The 19,774-nt window shown below is 53.6% G+C and carries 15 protein-coding genes; 14 read left to right on the top strand and 1 reads right to left on the bottom strand.

Features of this window, described 5'->3' with window-relative positions:
- Nucleotides 1-111 precede the first annotated feature (111 nt).
- The 8 genes from ihfB to AC791_RS09585 all read left to right on the top strand — a co-directional run bounded on the left by ihfB (nt 112) and on the right by AC791_RS09585 (nt 8,922).
- Nucleotides 112-402 (top strand): integration host factor subunit beta, encoded by a 291-nt coding sequence (gene ihfB, locus AC791_RS09550; RefSeq protein ID WP_049840220.1) that lies wholly within the window; start codon nt 112-114, stop codon nt 400-402.
- Between the two features lie 222 nt (nt 403-624).
- Nucleotides 625-2,889, top strand: a complete 2,265-nt coding sequence (locus AC791_RS09555) for a ComEC family protein (protein WP_049840221.1) — start codon at nt 625-627, stop codon at nt 2,887-2,889.
- A 36-nt stretch (nt 2,890-2,925) separates the two neighbouring features.
- Complete coding sequence (gene msbA, locus AC791_RS09560; protein WP_049840222.1) at nt 2,926-4,674, top strand: lipid A ABC transporter ATP-binding protein/permease MsbA; 1,749 nt, start codon at nt 2,926-2,928, stop codon at nt 4,672-4,674.
- Nucleotides 4,671-5,651, top strand: a complete 981-nt coding sequence (lpxK, locus tag AC791_RS09565; RefSeq protein ID WP_049840223.1) for a tetraacyldisaccharide 4'-kinase — start codon at nt 4,671-4,673, stop codon at nt 5,649-5,651. Before msbA ends, lpxK begins: the two co-directional genes overlap by 4 nt.
- A 40-nt stretch (nt 5,652-5,691) precedes the next feature.
- Nucleotides 5,692-6,909: a winged helix-turn-helix domain-containing protein gene (locus AC791_RS09570; RefSeq protein ID WP_049840224.1), complete on the top strand. Its 1,218-nt coding sequence runs from the start codon at nt 5,692-5,694 to the stop codon at nt 6,907-6,909.
- A gap of 52 nt (nt 6,910-6,961) precedes the next feature.
- Nucleotides 6,962-7,144 carry a Trm112 family protein gene (locus tag AC791_RS09575; protein ID WP_049840225.1) on the top strand — a complete coding sequence of 61 codons (183 nt, stop codon included), beginning with the start codon at nt 6,962-6,964 and terminating at the stop codon, nt 7,142-7,144.
- A complete protein-coding gene (gene kdsB / locus AC791_RS09580) occupies nt 7,141-7,887 on the top strand; it encodes a 3-deoxy-manno-octulosonate cytidylyltransferase (RefSeq protein WP_049840226.1) in 747 nt (248 codons plus the stop codon). The genes AC791_RS09575 and kdsB overlap by 4 nt, the downstream gene beginning before the upstream one ends.
- Nucleotides 7,888-8,028: 141 nt before the next feature.
- Complete coding sequence (locus tag AC791_RS09585; RefSeq protein WP_049840227.1) at nt 8,029-8,922, top strand: YcbJ family phosphotransferase; 894 nt, start codon at nt 8,029-8,031, stop codon at nt 8,920-8,922.
- Here AC791_RS09585 and elyC read toward each other — a convergent pair.
- The gene (elyC, locus tag AC791_RS09590) at nt 8,899-9,678 is read right to left on the bottom strand and encodes an envelope biogenesis factor ElyC (RefSeq protein WP_049840228.1); all 780 of its coding nucleotides are present in this window, start codon (nt 9,676-9,678) and stop codon (nt 8,899-8,901) included. The two genes, AC791_RS09585 and elyC, sit on opposite strands and share 24 nt — an antisense overlap.
- Before the next feature lie 121 nt (nt 9,679-9,799).
- Here elyC and cmoM point away from each other — a divergent pair, with 121 nt between their 5' ends.
- The 6 genes from cmoM (at nt 9,800) to AC791_RS09620 (ending at nt 19,769) form a co-directional block, all read left to right on the top strand.
- Entirely contained in the window at nt 9,800-10,594 is a 795-nt protein-coding gene (cmoM, locus tag AC791_RS09595) for a tRNA uridine 5-oxyacetic acid(34) methyltransferase CmoM (protein WP_049840229.1), read from the top strand.
- Entirely contained in the window at nt 10,587-11,927 is a 1,341-nt protein-coding gene (mukF, locus tag AC791_RS09600; protein WP_049840230.1) for a chromosome partition protein MukF, read from the top strand. Before cmoM ends, mukF begins: the two co-directional genes overlap by 8 nt.
- On the top strand, nt 11,908-12,612 hold the full coding sequence (mukE, locus tag AC791_RS09605; protein ID WP_049840231.1) for a chromosome partition protein MukE: 705 nt from the start codon (nt 11,908-11,910) through the stop codon (nt 12,610-12,612). Before mukF ends, mukE begins: the two co-directional genes overlap by 20 nt.
- Nucleotides 12,612-17,060, top strand: a complete 4,449-nt coding sequence (mukB, locus tag AC791_RS09610) for a chromosome partition protein MukB (protein ID WP_049840232.1) — start codon at nt 12,612-12,614, stop codon at nt 17,058-17,060. The genes mukE and mukB overlap by 1 nt, the downstream gene beginning before the upstream one ends.
- 174 nt (nt 17,061-17,234) lie before the next feature.
- A complete protein-coding gene (gene ldtD / locus AC791_RS09615; RefSeq protein ID WP_049840233.1) occupies nt 17,235-19,031 on the top strand; it encodes a L,D-transpeptidase in 1,797 nt (598 codons plus the stop codon).
- Nucleotides 19,032-19,217: 186 nt separating this feature from the next.
- Nucleotides 19,218-19,769, top strand: coding sequence for a YcbK family protein (locus AC791_RS09620; protein ID WP_049840234.1), 552 nt, complete (start codon nt 19,218-19,220; stop codon nt 19,767-19,769).
- The last annotated feature ends 5 nt before the right edge of the window (nt 19,770-19,774 follow it).

Genomic DNA, 19,774 nt, shown 5'->3' on the forward strand with positions numbered 1-19,774 from the left:
AGTAACTTGACAGATTACAGTTTTCGTTCTGTAATCAAGCACAAAGGGCGGCCTCGGCCGCCCTTGTTCAAGCTGTTAGCGAATATAGCCATTAAGGAAACCGGAGGAATTATGACCAAGTCAGAGTTAATCGAAAGACTTGCAAGCCAGCAATCGCATATCCCGGCAAAAGCGGTTGAAGATGCCGTGAAAGAGATGCTGGAACATATGGCCTCTACTCTTGCCGTTGGTGAGCGCATTGAAATTCGCGGTTTCGGCAGCTTCTCTTTGCACTATCGCGCACCCCGCACCGGGCGTAACCCAAAAACAGGTGATAAAGTGGATCTGGAAGGGAAATATGTTCCGCACTTTAAACCGGGTAAAGAATTACGCGACCGCGCCAATATTTATGAAGGTGATTGAGTTATTACCGTCAAGCAGACGATAAAACTTGAGCACGAAAAAAGCACCTGAGGGTGCTTTTTTCACATCTGCCCCTCGTGAAGAACTGGAATCGTCCTCGCAGTATCGCTTGCCCACCCCAGCAACATTATCGAATTTTTACGCAGCCCGCCGCAAACCCGATCATTTCCAGCCGACAATGCCATAATCTCGCGCCACACTGCCTGTAACAGGGAGGTGTTTATGCGTTTACCACAGCTTGCACTGTGTACTATCGCGGGTATTGCTCCGCTTATCTGGCTACCCGTTTTGCCGGGAGTTGCATGGATCGGCCTGATAATTATCGTTGCAGCCGGACTGGCATTTTATGGCTCGCGGGCTGCTCAGGTTGGGGGATTAACCGCACTTTTTTTCTGCTGGGGCGTGCTGGCCGCACATCATCTCTTGTGGCCTGCTCAACATCTCCCGGGCAAAAATCAGCAGGTCGAAATTACTCTTACCGCGACCGATGGCGCGATGACGCATCAGGGCGTGATCACTCGTTATAAAGGAGAAAGGCTTTTTCCCGCGCCGGGGATCGTGCTTTACGGTAACTACTTACCACAGTCGGGTTGCGCGGGTCAGCGCTGGGCAATGACCATTCGCGCACGTGCGGTGTACGGTGAGTTGAACGACGGCGGTTTTGATACTCAACGTAATGCTTTTGCACAACATAAGCCTCTTACGGGGCGTTTTATCCGGGCGCAGGTGCTTGATGCTCACTGTAGTTGGCGTGCACGTTATCTTAACTCGCTCACGACTACACTTATGCAGTATCCCTGGCAAGGCGTTATTATCGGTCTGGGTATGGGAGAGCGACTGGCGGTAGCTGCTGATGTCAAAACGCTTATGCAGCAGACTGGCACCTCGCATCTGATGGCAATATCCGGCCTGCATATTGCGCTCGGCGCATCGCTGGGCTGGCTGTTGATCCGGGGCCTGCAATTTTTTCTGCCGTGCCGCCTGATTAGCTGGCGCATTCCACTCATCTTTGCATTTCTGTGCGCGGCGTTTTACGCATGGCTGACCGGCTTACAACCTCCCGCATTACGTACTATCGTCGCGCTGGGTATCTGGTACGGGCTGCGCCTGAGCGGGCGTCAGTGGTCGCCATGGGATATCTGGCTTTGTTGTCTCGGCGCAATCCTGTTCTTCGATCCGCTGGCGATACTGTCACAAAGTTTGTGGCTCTCGGTCTTTGCCGTTGCCGCCCTTATTTTCTGGTATCAATGGTTGCCGCTGCCGGCGTGGAAGATGCCTGTACCGCTGCGGCAGCTTGCTGGATTATTTCATCTGCAACTGGGAATAATGGTACTGCTATTGCCGCTTCAGGTGCTGTTATTTCACGGCATCAGTACCACATCATTGGTCGCCAATCTTTTTGCTGTGCCGCTGGTGACGTTCATTGTCGTGCCGCTGATTCTGGCCGCCATGCTGCTGCATCTCACCGGTCCGATAGTGGCAGAACATGGGATGTGGTATCTGGCCGATCGCCTGCTGGCACTGCTGTTTTATCTTCTGCGCCAGCTGCCCGATGGCTGGCTCGATGTTGATAAACGCTGGCAGGGCGTTATGGTCATGCCGTGGATAGCACTGATGCTATGGCGTTTTCAGGCGTGGCGCGTCATGAAAGCGACCCCGCTGGTCGTATTTATGTTACTAACCTTTCCTCTGTGGCGGCAAACCCGGCAGGATGTCTGGGCCGTGCACATGCTTGATGTCGGGCAGGGGCTGGGAATGATAATTGAACGCCACGGCAAAGCCATTTTATATGATACCGGTCTGGGCTGGCCGGGGGGTGACTCCGGACAACAGTTGATCATTCCCTGGCTGCGCTGGCACCATTTGCAGCCGGAAGGCATTATTCTCAGCCATGAGCATCTCGATCATCGCGGCGGACTCAACGCCGTACAGCATGCCTGGCCCAACGCCTGGGTCCGCAGCCCGCTCCCCTGGAAAGGCCACCAGCCCTGTTTTCGCGGTGAACGTTGGCAGTGGCAGGGACTAACCTTTAACGCACACTGGCCGCTAAGAAATACGCCTGATCAGGGTAATAACCGCTCTTGTGTCGTCAGGATTGACGATGGTCAGCACAGTATTTTATTAACGGGTGATATTGAAGCGTCGGCAGAGCTGGCCATGCTCAGCCATTACTGGCAGCATCTGGCTTCCACGCTCATTCAGGTACCGCATCATGGCAGTAATACTTCATCGGGAATGGCCTTTATACAGCGGGTGAATGGACAGGCTGCCCTGGCGTCGGCGTCACGCTATAATGCGTGGCATTTTCCGTCGGCAAAAGTGGTAAAACGTTATCAGAAACAGGGATATCAATGGTTAGACACGCCTCATGAAGGGCAAATTAGCGTCGCTTTTACGCGAGAGGGATGGCAAATCATAAGCCTGCGCAAACAAATTTCCCCTCGCTGGTATCATCAGTGGTTTGGCGTGTCAGCAGATAACGGGTAGAATATGCGGCTATTTCAACAAATGCTGGTTTTTTGAATGCATAACGATAAAGATCTCTCTACGTGGCAGACCTTCCGCCGACTCTGGCCGATTATTGCGCCTTTCAAGCCGGGTTTGATCGTGGCGGCTATTGCGTTAATCCTCAACGCGGCCAGCGATACCTTCATGCTATCGCTTCTTAAACCACTACTGGATGATGGGTTTGGTAAAACGGATCGCTCGGTGTTGATATGGATGCCGCTGGTGGTGATCGGTCTGATGATTGTGCGAGGTATAACCAGCTACGTCTCCAGCTATTGTATCTCCTGGGTTTCCGGAAAAGTGGTGATGACCATGCGTCGTCGTCTTTTTAGCCATATGATGGGTATGCCGGTCTCTTTTTTCGACAAACAGTCCACCGGAACGTTACTGTCACGTATTACCTATGATTCAGAACAGGTTGCTTCCTCTTCATCTAACGCGTTAATCACCGTTGTACGTGAAGGGGCATCGATTATCGGCCTGTTTATTATGATGTTTTATTACAGCTGGCAATTGTCCGTCATCCTGATCGTCCTTGCACCTATTGTCTCCTTTGCCATTCGTCTGGTCTCTAAGCGTTTTCGCAGCATCAGTAAGAATATGCAGAACACGATGGGGCAGGTGACAACCAGTGCTGAACAGATGCTAAAAGGGCATAAAGAAGTACTGATTTTTGGTGGACAGGACGTCGAAACAAAACGTTTTGATAAGGTCAGCAATAAAATGCGCCTGCAGGGAATGAAGATGGTGTCTGCCTCGTCTATTTCCGATCCCATCATTCAGCTGATTGCCTCACTGGCACTGGCCTTCGTTCTTTACGCTGCCAGTTTCCCGAGCGTAATGGAAACGTTAACCGCAGGGACGATTACCGTCGTTTTCTCATCAATGATTGCGCTGATGCGTCCTTTGAAGTCACTGACCAACGTGAATGCCCAGTTTCAGCGTGGGATGGCGGCCTGTCAGACGCTGTTTACCATTCTTGATTCTGAACAGGAAAAAGATCAGGGTACTTATGTGGTTGAACGTGCACAAGGAAATCTCGAATTTCGCAACGTTACTTTTACCTATGCAGGGCGTGAAGCGCCGGCTCTGCGTGATATAAACCTGAATCTTCCACAAGGTAAAACGGTTGCGCTGGTCGGTCGCTCCGGCTCGGGTAAATCGACGATTGCCAGCCTGATCACCCGCTTTTATGACATTGACGAAGGACGTATTCTGCTTGATGGCCGCGACCTGCGTGAATACACGCTCTCATCGCTGCGCGATCAGGTCGCATTAGTCTCCCAAAACGTGCATCTGTTTAATGATACGGTGGCGAACAACATTGCCTATGCGCGGACCGAAGTGTACAGCCGCGAGCAAATTGAAGAAGCGGCACGTATGGCGTATGCAATGGACTTCATCAACAAAATGGATAACGGCCTTGATACGATTATCGGTGAGAATGGGGTAATGCTTTCCGGCGGTCAGCGTCAGCGTATTGCCATTGCCCGTGCGCTGCTGCGCGACAGTCCGATCCTGATCCTTGATGAAGCAACTTCAGCGCTGGATACTGAATCTGAGCGTGCAATCCAGGCCGCGCTGGATGAATTGCAGAAGAACCGTACTTCTCTGGTGATTGCCCATCGCCTGTCAACCATTGAACAGGCTGATGAAATCGTGGTAGTTGAAGATGGCTGTATCGTAGAGCGCGGAACGCATCACGATCTGATCGAACAGCGTGGGGTTTATTCGCAACTGCATAAGATGCAATTCGGGAAATGATCGCCCGTATCTGGTCCGGTGAATCACCGCTGTGGCGACTTTTACTGCCGCTCTCCTGGCTTTATGGCCTCGTCAGCGGTCTAATTCGCCTGAGCTACCGGCTTGGTCTGAAGAAGTCGTGGCGCGCCCCGGTTCCTGTGGTGGTGGTGGGTAATCTTACCGCCGGAGGCAACGGCAAGACCCCTGTTGTCATCTGGCTGGTCGAACAGCTTCAGCAACGTGGCATTCGCGCAGGGGTTGTCTCTCGCGGCTACGGTGGTAAAGCCGAACGTTACCCTCTGCTGCTTAATGACCAGACCACGCCCGCCAGCGCGGGTGACGAGCCGGTACTTATTTATCAGCGTACCGGCGCACCTGTTGCCGTTTCTCCGGTGCGAGCCGACGCGGTGAGTGCGCTGCTGGCCCGGCACGATTTACAGCTCATTATTACCGACGATGGTCTGCAACACTATCGGCTGGCGCGTGATGTCGAAATCGTGGTGGTCGATGGCGTCCGACGCTTCGGCAACGGCTGGTGGCTTCCTGCCGGGCCTATGCGTGAGCGCGTATCGCGGCTGAAAACGGTGGATGCCATTATTACTAACGGCGGTACGCCTGCGCCGGGCGAGATCTCAATGACTCTCCGTCCCGGGCAGGCGGTAAATTTACTTACCGGTGAACGGCGTGAGGTTGCAGCGCTAACCAATGTCGTGGCGATGGCCGGCATCGGGCATCCGCCACGTTTTTTTGCTACCCTCGAAAATAGCGGTGTTCAGCCAGTCAACACTATTGCGCTGGCCGATCATCAGGCGTTAACGCAGGTTGAGGTCCAGGCCATGGCTACGCCTGAACAAACGCTTCTGATGACGGAGAAAGATGCGGTGAAATGCCGGGCTTTTGCACAACCGAACTGGTGGTATTTACCGGTCAATGCGCAACCTGAAGGCGAACGCGCGCAACAGCTTCTGGCAAAACTGACCCGACTGGCGCAACGTTAGCCCTACGCTGCGAGCGCCGGTATGGATGACGGAGGAATACATGCTCTCTCTTAATGCCGCACGCTGCCTTCATCTTGCCGCCCAGGGGCTGCTTAAAAAGCCCCGCCATCGTGCACAGAGTAGCGACATTCTGCGCATCATCCGTCAAATGTCTTTACTGCAAATCGACACCATTAATATTGTTGCCCGCAGTCCTTACCTGGTCCTTTTTAGCCGTCTGGGAGCGTATCCTCAAAGCTGGCTGGATGAGGCGTTACGTCGGGGGGAGCTGATGGAGTACTGGGCACATGAAGCCTGTTTTCTGCCCCGCAGTGATTTCTCACTGCTGCGCCACCGGATGCTGGCACCTGAAAAAATGGGCTGGAAATATCGCCAGGCGTGGATGGAAGAGAACGCCGACGATATTGAACAATTAATGGCCTGGATCCAGACGCAGGGTCCGGTACGCGCTGCCGATTTTACACACCCGCAGAAGGGGAGCGGCGGCTGGTGGGCATGGAAACCGCATAAGCGCCATCTCGAAGGGCTGTTTACCGCCGGAAAAGTCATGGTAGTGGAGCGGCGTAATTTTCAGCGGGTTTACGATCTTACCCATCGGGTACTGCCTGAATGGGATGATGCGCGTGACGCACTTAGCCAGCCGGCGGCAGAAGAGATCATGTTGCAAAACAGCGCCCGCAGCCTGGGCATTTTTCGACCGCAGTGGCTGGCCGATTATTACCGGTTACGCCAGCCAGACACCGCCGCATTGCTGGCCCGCTGGCAGGACGAAAAACGGGTTATTCCCGTCGAGGTTGAAACGCTCGGCACCCTGTGGCTGCATGCCGATCTCCAGACGTTACTTCCTGCCGCGCAGGCGGGTACGTTACGCGCCACCCATAGCGCAGTGCTCTCACCATTTGATCCCGTGGTCTGGGATCGTAAACGTGGCGAACAGTTATTTAATTTCAGCTATCGGCTGGAGTGCTACACGCCGGCGGCAAAACGTAAATACGGATATTTTGTTCTGCCCCTGCTGCATCAGGGGCGGCTCGTCGGGCGTATGGATTGCAAAATGCACCGTAAAGCTCAGGTTTTGGAGATTATTTCGCTCTGGCTGGAGAAGGGTGAAAAAGTGAACCGTACCCTTGAAAAAGGACTCACCTCTGCGATTAATGATTTTGCCCGCTGGCAGGGCGCAACGCGTATTATCACGGGATTATTACCGGAAATGCTATTTGCACATCAGCGCGGCGGCTGGGAAGTTGACGTAGACTGAGGTGTCATTATGCTATGCTGCAACGGACCTTACCGGTCCATCAGGAGAATTTATGGATCATCGTTTGCTTGAAATCATTGCCTGCCCGGTTTGCAACGGCAAGCTCTATTACAGTCAGGATAAACAGGAACTTATCTGTAAATCCGATCATCTGGCTTTTCCGCTGCGTGAAGGCATTCCGGTGCTGCTGGAAACACAAGCGCGTCAGCTAAATGCAGAAGAGAGTCGTCCATGAGTTTTGTGGTTATCATTCCGGCACGCTACGCATCAACTCGCCTGCCTGGCAAACCGCTACAGGACATTAACGGCAAACCGATGATCCTGCACGTACTGGATCGCGCCCGTGAATCCGGTGCGGCACGTATCATTGTGGCCACCGATCATCCTGATGTCGCCCGCGCGGTAGAGGCGGCCGGCGGTGAGGTCTGTATGACCCGCGCCGACCATCAGTCAGGCACTGAAAGACTGGCGGAAGTGGTTGAGAAATGCGCATTCAGTGATGATACAGTCATTGTGAATATTCAGGGTGATGAGCCGATGATCCCGCCAGCGATTGTACGTCAGGTGGCAGAAAATCTGGCGGCCAGCGATGCGGGTATGGCAACCCTGGCGGTGCCTGTTCACGATGCCGAAGAGGCCTTTAATCCGAATGCGGTTAAAGTCGTGATCAATGAGCGGGGCTATGCGCTGTACTTCTCCCGGGCGACCATCCCCTGGGATCGCGACCGTTTTGCGCAATCACGCGACGCTATTGGCGATACGCTGCTGCGCCATATTGGCATTTATGCTTATCGTGCCGGGTTTATTCGCCGCTATGTGAGCTGGGTACCCAGTCCGCTGGAACAGATTGAAATGCTGGAGCAGCTTCGCGTGCTGTGGTACGGCGAAAAAATCCACGTTGCCGTAGCGCATGAGGTTCCGGGAACCGGGGTTGATACGCCGGAAGATCTGGAGCGCGTCCGCGCTGAGATGTGCTAGTCCTCATCTCCCTCCCGCCCGGGAGGGAGAAACTTTTTCATTTTTTTTCAACTTTTCTGTAGCCGCTTTGATCTTATCCGGTGACATCCTCCATTCAGGCGCTCATTATGAAATCAGTAATATTCATAAGGATTATCTGAGATGGAACAGTTACGTGCCGAATTAAGCCATCTTCTGGGGGAGGATCTCAGTCGAATGGAGTGCGTCAATGAGAACATTCACTCTTCGCTGTGGTCACTCTATGACGCTCAGGGAAACCCCATGCCGCTGATGGCAAAAAGTTTTACGACCTCGGGGCTGGCCAGGCAGCTTGCCTGGAAGATCTCAATGCTTGCACGCAGCGGCACGGTAAGAATGCCAGTTGTCTATGGCGTCCTGACGCATGAGGAACATCCGGGGCCGGATGTTCTGCTTATGGAGCGTCTGCGTGGCGTGTCGGTAGAAGCGCCGGCCCGCACTTCGCAGCGCTGGGAGCAGCTTAAAGATCAGATTGTGGAAGGTCTTCTTTCCTGGCACCGGCAGGACAGCCGGGGCTGTGTTGGCTCGGTTGATAATACCCAGGAAAATGTATGGCCGCACTGGTATCGTCAGCGCGTCGATAAACTCTGGAATACGCTTAATCTCTACAGCAATACCGGCCTGACCATGCAGGATAAGCGTCTGTTATTTCGCGCCCGGGAATGCCTGCCTGCGCTGTTTGACGGCTTCAACGACAATTGCGTGCTGGTGCATGGTAATTTAACCCTAATGAGTATGCTCAAAGACGCCCGTAGCGATCAGCTGATCGCCATGACCGGGCCCGGCATTACACTTTGGGCCCCGCGAGAGTATGAACTCTTTCGCCTGGCAGATAATCAGCTCGCAGAAGATTTACTGTGGCACTACCTGCAGCGTGCGCCGGTGGCAGAGGCCTTTCTCTGGCGGCGCTGGCTGTATCTGTTGTGGGATGAAGTAGCGCAGCTGGTCAATACCGGTCGTTTTGATCGCAGGCGATTTGATTTGGCCGCTAAATCACTCATGCCCTGGCTTGCCTGACGCCCCCTTTAGCCACTGCCAGACTCTGCCCAGCGTTTCATAGGCCACGCGATCGCTATGGCCCAGCCATACCGGAGACGGAATGGCGCGTTCCCAGGGGTTAAGCGGCGAATGAATTGCCAGCTGATTGGCGGGAGCCGGTAGTGGATGCAGGCCAGCGTTTTCAAAGAAGATCATGGCGCGCGGAAGATGGGACGCGGAGGTCACTAATAAGAAAGGGACATCGCCAATCGCGCTTTTTACCGCTGCCGCTTCTTCTTCCGTATCCTTCGGCTGGTCGAGGGTAATAATATCGCTGCGCGGTATGCCCAGACTTTCGGCGACCCTGGCTCCCGCTTCAGCGGTACTCACCGCATTACCCGTCGCCGGGCCACCGGTAAAGATCAGTTTTGATCCGGGATTTGCCCGCCATAAACGGATGCCTTCATTAAGACGCGGCAAACTGTTGTTAATCAAATTCGAACTGGGCGCCCACGCCGGATTCCACGTATAACCGCCTCCCAGCACTACTACGTACTGAACCTGTTGGCTACCGCGCCAGGTCGGATAGGTATTTTCTACCGGGCGAAGTAAACCATCGGCGACCGGTTGCAGACTGAGCAGCAGGAGCGTAAGCCAGCCCAGGGTAATCACTGTTTTTCCGGTTTTTTGAAAACGGCTAAACCAGACCAGTGCTATGCCGCAGCCTATCAGTAAAAGTAACAGTGGCAGGGGCAGCAACAACCCGCCAACGACCTTTTTTAGCGTAAAAAGCATCCTTCCTGGCTCCTTTTTTAACCATACAACCTTGCTTTGTTCGGGATATTACACCAGATTGCTTCATTCTCTGCCCGGCTGTGACAAAATAGCCTCTTTGACAGGATCGCGGAGTGAGATTATGCAGGGTCGCAATTTTGATGGCATCGCGGAAAAATTTGCCCGCAATATTTATGGCACGACCAAGGGCCAACTGCGTCAGGCGATCCTGTGGCAGGACCTCGATTTACTGCTTGCCTCCTTCGGCGATCGGCCGCTGCGTATATTAGATGCGGGTGGCGGAGAAGGGCAGACGGCGATTAAAATGGCGCAGCGCGGTCACCACGTGACGCTGTGCGATATTTCCGCTGAAATGATCGCCCGCGCTACGCAGGCAGCGGCAGATAAAGGTATGAGCGACAACATGCATTTTGTACAATGCCCGGTTCAGGAAATCGCTCACCATTTGGATTCGCCGGTCGATCTGATATTGTTTCACGCGGTGCTTGAATGGATCGCCGAGCCGCAAAGCGTTTTGCAACGTTTATGGTCAGTATTGCGCCCCGGCGGAGCGTTATCACTGATGTTCTATAACGCTCATGGTCTTCTGATGCGTAACATGGTGGTCGGCAATTTTGACTACGTGCAACTGGGAATGCCGAAAAAGAAAAAGCGGACCCTTTCGCCTGACTACCCGCGCGATCCGCAGCTCGTTTATGACTGGCTGGATGCGGCAGGATGGCAGATTACCGGCAAAACCGGGGTGCGCATATTTCATGATTATCTGCGCGACAAACGCCATCAGCACGACTGTTTTGCCGCGTTGCTGGAGCTGGAAACGCGTTATTGCCGTCAGGAACCCTATATTAGCCTGGGCCGTTACATTCACGTCACTGCGCGTAAGCCGCAGCAAGATGCAAGGATAACCGATGAGTGAATTTTCCCAGACAGTCCCCGAACTGGTTGCCTGGGCCAGAAAGAATGATTTCTCCATTCAGCTGCCGGTCGACAGGCTGTCCTTTTTACTGGCCGTGGCGACCCTGAATAGCGAAAGGCTGGAAGGTGAAATGACGGAGGGTATCCTTATTGATGCTTTCCGCCACGTCAGCGATACGTTTGAGCAAACCAGTGAAACCATTGGCGTACGGGCGAATAACGCCATCAATGACATGGTGCGTCAGCGTTTACTGAACCGCTTTACCAGCGAGCAGGCAGAAGGCAATGCCATTTATCGTCTAACGCCACTGGGGATTGGCATTACCGACTATTACATTCGCCAGCGTGAATTCTCTACCCTGCGGCTTTCTATGCAGCTGTCGATTGTGGCTGGTGAATTAAAACGCGCGGCCGACGCCGCAGAAGCAGCCGACGGTGCGGTTAAAGGGGGCGACGAGTTCCACTGGCATCGCAATGTGTACGCCCCGCTGAAATATTCGGTGGCGGAAATTTTTGACAGTATCGATCTCACTCAGCGTCTGATGGATGAACAGCAGCAGTCGGTAAAAGATGATATTGCGCAGTTGCTGAATAAAGACTGGCGTGCGGCAATCTCCAGCTGTGAATTGCTGCTCTCTGAAACGTCCGGCACGCTGCGTGAATTGCAGGATACGCTGGATGCCGCAGGCGATAAGCTTCAGGCCAATTTGCTGCGCATTCAGGATGCCACGCTGTTTCGCGACGATCTTTATTTCGTTGACCGGCTGGTTATCGACCTGCAAAGCAAGCTGGATCGCATTGTAAGCTGGGGCCAGCAGGCGATTGACCTGTGGATCGGTTACGATCGTCACGTGCATAAATTTATCCGTACCGCTATCGATATGGATAAAAATCGCGTCTTTGCCCAGCGGCTACGCCAGTCGGTGCAAACTTATCTCGATGCGCCGTGGGCACTGACCTACGCCAGCGCCGAGCGTCTGCTCGACATGCGCGATGAAGAGATGACGTTACGTGATGAAGAGGTCACCGGTGAACTGCCATCGGATCTGGAATATGAAGAGTTTAACGAAATTCGCGAGCAGCTTGCGGCGATGATTGAACAGCAGCTGGAAATGTATAAAACCAGACAGCTGCCGCTCGATCTTGGCCTGGTTGTACGCGAGTATCTGACGCAATACCCGCGTGCGCGTCATTTTGACGTTGCGCGTATTGTTGTCGACCAGGCCGTACGCCTGGGTGTGGCACAAGCAGATTTCAGCGGGCTGCAGGCACAATGGCAGCCAATTAATGATTACGGAGCCAAGGTACAGGCGCATGTCATTGACAAATATTGAACAAATGATGCCAGTTAAAATGGCACAGGCTCTGGCCAACCCACTTTTTCCTGCGCTGGATAGCGCACTGCGTGCGGGTCGCCATATTGGTCTTGACGAGCTGGATAACCACGCATTCCTGATGGATTTCCAGGAATATCTGGAAGAATTTTACGCCCGTTATAACGTTGAGTTGATTCGTGCCCCGGAGGGCTTCTTCTACCTGCGACCGCGCTCTACCACGCTTATTCCGCGCTCGGTACTTTCTGAGCTGGACATGATGGTCGGCAAGATCCTCTGTTATCTCTATCTCAGTCCTGAACGGCTGGCAAACGAAGGCATTTTCACTCAGCAGGAGCTGTACGATGAGCTGCTGACGCTGGCTGATGAAAGTAAATTGCTCAAGCTTGTCAACAACCGTTCGACCGGCTCTGATGTTGATCGGCAGAAACTGCAGGAAAAGGTGCGTTCATCGCTTAACCGCCTGCGTCGTTTGGGGATGGTGTGGTTCATGGGCCACGACAGCAGCAAGTTTCGCATCACGGAGTCCGTGTTCCGCTTTGGTGCCGACGTGCGCAGCGGCGACGATCCGCGCGATGCGCAGCTGCGCATGATCCGTGACGGAGAAGCGATGCCGATCGAAAATCACTTACAGCTTAATGATGAAGCCGAAGAACCTCAGCCTGACAGCGGAGAAGAAGAATAATGATAGAACGCGGTAAGTTTCGCTCGCTAACGCTGATTAACTGGAACGGTTTTTTTGCCCGTACGTTCGATCTTGATGAACTGGTGACCACGCTGTCTGGCGGCAACGGTGCCGGCAAGTCCACGACCATGGCGGCCTTCGTCACGGCGCTTATTCCAGATCTCACGCTCCTGCATTTTCGTAATACCACGGAAGCGGGTGCGACCAGCGGCTCTCGCGACAAAGGCCTGCACGGCAAGCTGAAAGCGGGTGTCTGCTACTCGGTGCTGGATGTCATTAACTCCCGCCATCAGCGCGTGGTGGTAGGTGTACGTTTACAGCAGGTTGCCGGACGCGACCGTAAAGTCGATATAAAGCCGTTTGCTATTCAGGGGCTCCCCATGTCGGTCAATCCGACCGAGTTGCTGACTGAAGCGCTTAATGAACGTCAGGCCCGCGTGTTAACGCTTCAGGAACTGAAAGAAAAACTTGAAGAGACCGAGGGCGTTCAGTTCAAACAGTTCAACTCCATTATCGACTACCATTCGCTGATGTTCGATCTGGGCGTGGTTGCACGTCGTTTGCGTTCGGCCTCCGATCGTAGCAAATACTACCGCCTGATCGAAGCCTCGCTGTATGGCGGTATCTCCAGCGCCATTACGCGCTCCCTGCGCGACTATTTGCTGCCGGAAAACAGCGGCGTGCGTAAAGCGTTCCAGGATATGGAAGCCGCGCTGCGGGAAAACCGGATGACGCTTGAAGCTATCCGGGTGACTCAGTCGGACCGCGACCTGTTTAAGCATTTAATTTCCGAAGCAACAGATTATGTTGCCGCGGACTATATGCGTCATGCCAACGAGCGGCGGGTGCATCTCGACAAAGCGCTGGAATATCGTCGTGACCTGTTTAGCTCGCGTCAGAAACTGGCAGCAGAACAGTACAAGCATGTCGAGATGGCCCGTGAGCTTCAGGAGCATAACGGCGCTGAGGGCGATCTTGAAGCCGATTACCAGGCAGCCAGCGATCACCTGAATCTGGTACAAACTGCGCTGCGGCAGCAGGAAAAAATTGAACGCTACGAGTCGGATCTGGAGGAGTTGCAGATCCGTCTTGAAGAACAAAATGAAGTTGTCGCCGAAGCGGTCGATCGTCAGGAAGATAACGAAGGCCGGGCAGAAGCCGCCGAACTGGAAGTAGACGAGCTAAAAAGCCAGCTTGCCGACTATCAGCAGGCGCTGGATGTTCAGCAAACTCGCGCTATTCAGTATCATCAGGCGTTACAGGCGCTTCAGCGCGCACGTGAGCTGTGCCATTTGCCGGATCTCACTGCCGGGAGCGCTGACGGGTGGCTGGAGACGTTTCAGGCGAAAGAACAGGAAGCGACTGAGCGCCTGTTGTCTCTGGAACAAAAAATCAGCGTTGCGCAAACGGCACATAAACAGTTTGAACAGGCTTTTCAACTGGTTGAGGCTATTAACGGTCCGCTGGCGCGGGGTGATGCCTGGGATATTGGCCGTGAACTGCTGCACGATGGCGTCAATCAGCGTCATCTGGCCGAGCAGGCACAGCCGTTGCGCGCTCGTCTGAGCGAACTGGAACAGCGCCTGCGTGAACAGCAGGATGCCGAACGCCTGCTGGCAGAGTTCTGCAAACGTCAGGGCAGGCACTATGATGTTGACGAACTGGAAACGCTGCATCAGACCCTGGAAGCGCGGATTGCCGATCTGTCAGACAACGTTTCTACTGCGCACGAAAAGCGGATGCACCTGCGCCAGGAGCTGGAGCAGACCCAGACCCGCATTCAGTCGCTGCAAAAACGTGCGCCGGTCTGGCTGGCAGCACAAAGCAGCCTTAATCAGCTTGCTGAACAGTGCGGTGAGGCCTTTGAAACCAGCCAGGATGTCACAGAGTATTTACAGCAGCTGCTGGAGCGCGAACGCGAAACTATCGTTGAACGTGATGACGTTGGATCGCGTAAAAACGCCATTGATGAAGAAATAGAGCGGCTTAGCCAGCCGGGGGGTTCGGAAGATCAGCGTCTTAATGCGCTGGCCGAACGATTTGGCGGCGTACTGCTGTCTGAAATTTACGATGACGTCAGCTTTGAAGATGCACCGTACTTTTCTGCGCTTTACGGACCGTCACGTCACGCCATCGTGGTTCCGGATCTTTCGCAGATTTCAGAGCAGCTTGAAGGGCTGGAAGATTGTCCGGAAGATCTCTACCTGATTGAGGGCGATCCGCAATCCTTCGACGATAGCGTATTTGCCGTCGACGAGCTGGAAAAAGCGGTGGTGGTAAAAACGGCCGATCGCCAGTGGCGTTACTCCCGCTTCCCGGAGGTGCCGCTGTTCGGCCGCGCCGCCCGCGAAAGTCGTATCGAGACGCTGCATGCCGAGCGTGAGAAGCTGGCAGAACGGTTTGCTACGCTCTCATTTGATGTGCAAAAAACACAGCGTTTGCACCAGGCGTTCAGTCGCTTTATCGGCAGCCATCTGGCCGTGGCGTTTAAAGACGATCCGGAAGTCGAAATCCGCCAGTTAACTACCCGTCGTAGTGAGCTGGAACGGGCGCTCACCGCCCACGAAAATGATAACGAGCAGCAGCGTACGCAGTTTGAACTGGCGAAAGAGGGCGTATCGCAGCTCAACCGCCTGTTGCCACGTCTGAACCTGCTGGCAGACGAAACGCTGGCCGATAGGGTTGACGACATTCAGGAACGTCTGGATGACGCTCAGGAAGCCGTACGCTTTGTTCAACAGCATGGTCATCAGCTGGCCAAACTGGAGCCGCTTCTCTCCGTACTGCAAAGCGATCCGGAGCAGTTCGAACAGCTAAAAGAGGACTATAGCTGGTCGCAGCAAACCCAGCGCGACGCGCGTCAGCAGGCGTTTGCTTTGACAGAAGTGGTGCAGCGTCGGGCGCACTTTAGCTACTCCGATTCGGCGGATATGCTTAACGGTAATAGCGATCTGAATGAAAAATTGCGCCGTCGTCTTGAGCAGGCAGAAGCTGAACGTACCCGCGCACGTGAAGCATTGCGCGCCCATGCTGCACAGCTTGGCCAGTACAATCAGGTGCTGGCATCGCTGAAAAGCTCGTACGACATGAAAAAAGAGCTGCTGGGCGATCTGCAAAAAGAGTTGCAGGATATTGGCGTGCGAGCGGACAGTGGTGCAGAGGAGCGCGCCCGCAGCCGCCGTGACGAGCTGCACAGTCAGTTAAGTAACAACCGCGCACGGCGTAATCAGCTGGAAAAAGCGCTCACTTTCTGCGAAGCAGAAATGGATAACCTGACCCGTAAACTGCGCGTGCTGGAGCGGGATTACCTTGCCATGCGTGAGCAGGTGGTAACGGCTAAAGCGGGCTGGTGCGCGGTAATGCGGCTGGTGAAAGATAACGGCGTTGAGCGTCGTTTACATCGTCGTGAACTGGCGTACCTTTCCGCCGACGATCTGCGTTCAATGTCGGATAAGGCGCTGGGGGCGCTGCGTCTGGCGGTGGCTGACAACGAACATCTGCGAGATGTTCTGCGTCTGTCTGAAGATCCGAAACGCCCTGAGCGCAAAATTCAGTTCTTTGTAGCGGTTTATCAGCATCTGCGCGAGCGTATCCGTCAGGATATTATTCGCACTGACGATCCGGTTGAAGCCATCGAACAGATGGAAATTGAACTGAGCCGCCTGACGGAAGAGTTGACCTCCCGCGAGCAGAAACTGGCCATCAGCTCAAAAAGCGCGGCCAATATTATCCGCAAGACGATTCAGCGCGAGCAGAATCGTATCCGGATGCTCAACCAGGGGCTTCAAAGCGTTTCCTTTGGTCAGGTCAATAGCGTGCGGCTCAACGTCAATGTGCGTGAAGCCCATGCGACGCTGCTTGACGTACTTTCCGAACAGCATGAGCAACATCAGGACTTGTTCAACAGCAATCGTCTGACCTTTTCAGAAGCGCTGGCGAAGCTGTATCAACGTCTGAATCCGCATATTGATATGGGGCAGCGTACGCCGCAAACCATCGGGGAAGAACTGCTCGACTACCGTAACTATCTGGAGATGGAAGTCGAAGTTAACCGTGGATCGGATGGCTGGCTGCGCGCAGAATCGGGTGCGCTGTCGACCGGGGAGGCAATTGGTACCGGGATGTCCATTTTGGTTATGGTGGTACAGAGCTGGGAAGATGAGTCGCGCCGCCTGCGTGGAAAAGATATTTCGCCGTGCCGTCTGTTGTTCCTCGACGAAGCCGCCCGCCTGGATGCGCGCTCAATTGCCACGCTCTTTGAGTTATGCGATCGTCTTGAAATGCAGCTGATTATTGCTGCGCCGGAAAATATCAGCCCGGAAAAAGGCACGACCTACAAGCTAGTGCGTAAAGTGTTTAACAACACAGAGCACGTACATGTTGTCGGGCTGCGCGGCTTTACGCCTCAGCTTCCGGAGCCGCTTCCCGGCACGGCAGGCGCGTCTTAACGCGCCCTGACAGGATAAAAAAGGCGACAGTTATGTCGCCTTTTTTATATTTAGTATTACATTCTAACGGTGATACTATCTTTAATGTTCTTTACATTAGGCAAGGCAAAACCGTTTTTATCTTTATATACTAAAAGTAAGCGGATATTACATCGACAAAACAGGGGGCAAGGGATGTTGCTAACGCATAATTATGGTCGCCGATTGTCAGCATTAAGTCTATGCCTGGCTTTCGCAATGGCTCCACTGTTCAGCGCCCAGGCCGATGAGCCTGAAGTTGTTGCCGGAGATAGCATAACGGCGGCGAATGAAAGCGCGCAGCCGCTAACACAGTCCGGCGCGATAGAAATGATGACGGGAGAGCAGGCATTCCCGGAGAACAGCTCTCCCCAGGCGAGCCGTATGGCAATAACGTCCATGCTGCCGGCGGGATATACGCCGGTCTATATGAACGCCCTGGCCTCACTGTATGCATCGCGAGAAATGAAGCCGATGTGGGAAGACCGTGAGGCAGTAAAAGCCTTTCAGCAGCAGCTTGCCGAAGTCGCTATTGCAGGCTTCCAGCCGCAATTTACCGCCTGGGTTCAGTTGCTGACCGACCCCGCGGTCACCGGTATGACGCGTGATGTAGTGCTTTCTGACGCCATGATGGGCTATCTTCATTTTGTCAGTGGTATCCCAATCAAAGGGAATCGCTGGCTCTACAGCACTAAACCTTATACCCTGGCTACGCCGCCGCTGTCGGTCATTAATCAGTGGCAGATGGCGCTGGATAACGGCTCTTTAACGCATTTTATTGCCATTCTCGCGCCGCAGCATTCGCAGTATGAGGCGATGCATCAGGCGTTACTGGCGTTAACCGAAGATCGCCGCCCGTGGCCAGTGCTGAAAGCGAAAACGTCATTACGCCCGGGGCAGTGGAGTAACGATGTTCCGGCCCTGCGTGAAATCCTGGTGCGTAACGGTATGCTGGATGGCGGTCCGGAGATTGTGCTGCCTGGCGATGCGGTAGTCAGTCCTTCTGCCGAAACCCGCACTCCGGCTAAAAAGTCCACCGCCGTATCGGCGGCCTATGATAAAACGCTGGTCAATGCCGTAAAGCGTTTTCAGTCATGGCAGGGGCTTGGCGCCGATGGCATCATTGGTGGTTCAACGCGTGACTGGCTGAATGTTTCTCCTGCACAACGTGCGGGGTTACTGGCGCTGAATATCCAGCGGTTACGCCTGCTGCCGGACAAGCTTTCAACCGGCATTATGGTTAATATTCCTGCCTATTCGCTGGTTTACTATCAGAATGGCGATCCGGTGCTGGATTCCAGAGTGATTGTTGGACGTCCCGACCGCAAAACGCCCATGATGAGTAGCGCACTGAACAATGTGGTGGTTAACCCGCCGTGGAATGTGCCGCCGACGCTGGCACGCAAAGATATTCTGCCGAAAGTGTGGAACGATCCGGGCTATCTGGAGCGCCATGGCTATACGGTCATGCGCGGCTGGAACAGTAGCGATGCCATCGATCCATGGAACGTTGACTGGGCGACTATTACGCCATCTAACCTCCCGTTCCGTTTCCAGCAGGCTCCCGGGGCGCATAACTCACTGGGCCGCTACAAATTTAATATGCCGAGTTCGGATGCGATTTATCTGCACGATACGCCAAACCATACTCTCTTCCAGCGTGATGCACGCGCATTAAGCTCCGGCTGTGTCCGCGTTAATAAAGCCTCTGAACTGGCTAATATGTTATTGACCGATGCAGGCTGGAACAATACGCGCATTTCCGGTGCGTTAAAGCAGGGGGATACCCGTTACGTTAATATTCCGCAAACTATTCCGGTAAATCTCTATTATTTGACCGCATTTATTGGCGCAGATGGTAAAGCGCAATATCGAACAGATATTTACAATTATGATCTGACTGCGCGATCTGGCGCACAAATTATAGAAAAAGCGGAACAATTAATCAGGTAAATGAAGTAGTTCAAAAAAAGTAAGTACCGAAAGTATCAGTAAAAAAACGGGCCTGCATCGCTGCACGGCCCGTTTTTGCTGGATTGGGTAGCCTTGACGTCAGAGATAATGCCCGGTAAGGTGCCTTCGTGCGCCAGAAATGCATAAATTACCAACACTAATACTTTTACTGTAGACCTGATTATCATGGACAAATTTGACGCTAATCGCCGCAAACTGCTGGCGTTAGGTGGTGTTGCGCTGGGCGCAGCGGCCATCTTACCAACGCCTGCATTTGCCACCCTCTCGACCCCACGTCCGCGTATATTGACGTTAAACAACCTGAATACCGGTGAGTCAATTAAGGCAGAGTTTTTTGATGGCAGAGGCTATATTCAGGATGAATTAGCAAAACTTAATCATTTTTTCCGCGACTATCGTGCGAATAAAATGAAGTCTATCGATCCAAAATTGTTCGATCAGCTTTATCGCCTGCAAATGTTACTGCAAACGCGTAAACCGGTGCAGCTTATCTCCGGCTATCGTTCATTAAATACCAATGACGACCTGCGCAAACACGGCAGCGGAGTGGCTAAACACAGCTACCATACCAAAGGCCAGGCGATGGATTTTCACATTGACGGTGTTTCATTAAGCAATGTTCGCAAAGCAGCGTTATCTATGCGTTCAGGTGGTGTAGGATATTACCCGAGTAGCAACTTTGTGCATATTGATACCGGGCCGGTACGGCACTGGTAAGCACA

The sequence above is a fragment of the Klebsiella sp. RIT-PI-d genome, from assembly GCF_001187865.1.
In the GTDB taxonomy this organism is placed as follows: Bacteria; Pseudomonadota; Gammaproteobacteria; order Enterobacterales; family Enterobacteriaceae; genus Superficieibacter.

Bases quoted from the DNA above. Each gene is read 5' to 3' on its own strand.
- cmoM (WP_049840229.1), top strand. From the start codon at position 9,800: ATGCAGGGTCGCAATTTTGATGGCATCGCGGAAAAATTTGCCCGCAAT.
- AC791_RS09575 (WP_049840225.1), top strand. From the start codon at position 6,962: ATGGATCATCGTTTGCTTGAAATCATTGCCTGCCCGGTTTGCAACGGC.
- mukE (WP_049840231.1), top strand. From the start codon at position 11,908: ATGTCATTGACAAATATTGAACAAATGATGCCAGTTAAAATGGCACAG.
- AC791_RS09585 (WP_049840227.1), top strand. From the start codon at position 8,029: ATGGAACAGTTACGTGCCGAATTAAGCCATCTTCTGGGGGAGGATCTC.
- ihfB (WP_049840220.1), top strand. From the start codon at position 112: ATGACCAAGTCAGAGTTAATCGAAAGACTTGCAAGCCAGCAATCGCAT.
- AC791_RS09570 (WP_049840224.1), top strand. From the start codon at position 5,692: ATGCTCTCTCTTAATGCCGCACGCTGCCTTCATCTTGCCGCCCAGGGG.
- mukF (WP_049840230.1), top strand. From the start codon at position 10,587: ATGAGTGAATTTTCCCAGACAGTCCCCGAACTGGTTGCCTGGGCCAGA.
- AC791_RS09555 (WP_049840221.1), top strand. From the start codon at position 625: ATGCGTTTACCACAGCTTGCACTGTGTACTATCGCGGGTATTGCTCCG.
- elyC (WP_049840228.1), bottom strand. From the start codon at position 9,678: ATGCTTTTTACGCTAAAAAAGGTCGTTGGCGGGTTGTTGCTGCCCCTG.
- kdsB (WP_049840226.1), top strand. From the start codon at position 7,141: ATGAGTTTTGTGGTTATCATTCCGGCACGCTACGCATCAACTCGCCTG.
- mukB (WP_049840232.1), top strand. From the start codon at position 12,612: ATGATAGAACGCGGTAAGTTTCGCTCGCTAACGCTGATTAACTGGAAC.
- lpxK (WP_049840223.1), top strand. From the start codon at position 4,671: ATGATCGCCCGTATCTGGTCCGGTGAATCACCGCTGTGGCGACTTTTA.
- ldtD (WP_049840233.1), top strand. From the start codon at position 17,235: ATGTTGCTAACGCATAATTATGGTCGCCGATTGTCAGCATTAAGTCTA.
- msbA (WP_049840222.1), top strand. From the start codon at position 2,926: ATGCATAACGATAAAGATCTCTCTACGTGGCAGACCTTCCGCCGACTC.
- AC791_RS09620 (WP_049840234.1), top strand. From the start codon at position 19,218: ATGGACAAATTTGACGCTAATCGCCGCAAACTGCTGGCGTTAGGTGGT.